Source organism: Moorena sp. SIO3I6 (assembly GCF_010672095.1).
Map to the genome: position 1 here is coordinate 1 of NZ_JAAHHU010001305.1, position 1,442 is coordinate 1,442.

2 protein-coding genes are annotated in these 1,442 nt (G+C 44.7%); both read left to right on the forward strand.

Translation table 11 applies throughout. The features are described 5' to 3' along the window. The first annotated feature begins 189 nt into the window (after positions 1 to 189). Positions 190 to 393 carry a hypothetical protein gene (locus tag F6K49_RS48805; RefSeq protein ID WP_293027026.1) on the forward strand — a complete coding sequence of 68 codons (204 nt, stop codon included), beginning with the start codon at positions 190 to 192 and terminating at the stop codon, positions 391 to 393. 13 nt (positions 394 to 406) lie between these two features. Further along, a partial coding sequence (hppD, locus tag F6K49_RS48810; RefSeq protein ID WP_293109926.1) for a 4-hydroxyphenylpyruvate dioxygenase occupies positions 407 to 1,442 on the forward strand: 1,036 nt, incomplete at its 3' end.

Here is a 1,442-nt window from a genome sequence, read left to right on the forward strand (position 1 = left end):
CACTCGGATTTCGCGAGGGATGGTTTTTCACCATCATGATTATCAAGTTGTCATGGTTTGTTGAACCAAGCAGCTAATCCTCCAAACCCTTATAGGGTAAGGTTTATAGCTAACGAGTCGCACCTGAACCTGCATCCTAGTCGGCAGCTTCCGGTGTTTGCCGGAAATTACCAAGGCTTAAACTAGGAGATGGATTTACCAAGCTGGCCAATCGGTTTGGTAGGCACTGCCTACCTTACACCCTACACCCTACACCCTACACCCTACTCCCTACACCCTACACCCTACACCCTACTCCCTACTCCCTACTCCCTGGACAATGCTATAGATTTGACGGCAACTTGGTATAATTTTCTAAAAATAGCAAAATTAAAAACAGTACAAGCTCTTTAACTAGATGTCAATCATGAAAATTGATCATGTTCATTTCTATGTTAGAGATGCTACAGTTTTTTCTGATTGGTTAGTCAACATTCTTGGCTTTCAACGGGTCGCTAGTGGCAGTAGTCACCATACCTACACAGAAGTTGTCAAAAGTGGCTCAATCACTTTTGTTATCTCTTCACCTCTGACATCAACAAGTCCTATTGCTGAGTTTTTGCGTCTACATCCTCCTGGGGTGGCTGACATCGCTTTTCTTGTAGAAGACCTCGAAGCAGTGATTGAGAATGCGATCGCTCAAGGAAACCAAGTGGTAAAATTACCTCAGGAGCAATTGCAAAGACAGGGACGGCTAAAGTGGAGTAAAATCCCCTCCTGGGGTTCTCTGGTTCATACCCTAGTTGAGCGGGATGGCATCTGTGAGGAATCCTTTTTCCCGGCTCAGTTGAACTGGATCACGAATACTGCTGATGGTAAGGTACCCTCCCTTAGTAGAGAGGCAAACCAGGTCAATAACAATCCTCAGACCATGTTCACCACCATTGATCATGTGGTACTTAACGTAGCTGCTGGTGAGTTAGAACGGGCAGTAAATTGGTATCAACACGTGCTGGGATTTTGCCCACAACAAATATTTTCTATTAAGACACAACAGTCTGGTTTATACTCTCAGGTCATGGTTGATTCCACTGGTGAGGTGCAGTTGCCCATCAATGAACCAACATCTGCTAATTCCCAGATTCAGGAATTTCTAGATTTCAATGGGGGACCAGGAATCCAGCATATTGCTCTTAGAACTAGCAATATAGTAGAAGCGATCGCTCAACTCCGTGGTCGAGGTTTGCCGTTTATTGAAGTTCCTTCCAGCTACTATAGCGAGTTGCGGCAAAGACCAGGGGGCTCTAATTTACCCTTACCAACAGCAGAATGGGAAGAAATTGCTACCAGAGAAATTTTAGTAGATTGGCAGCAACAGTTTCCCCAAGCTTTGTTACTTCAAACCTTCACCAAGCCCATTTTTGGGAAGCCTACGTTCTTTTTTGAAATCATTGAGCGCCGCT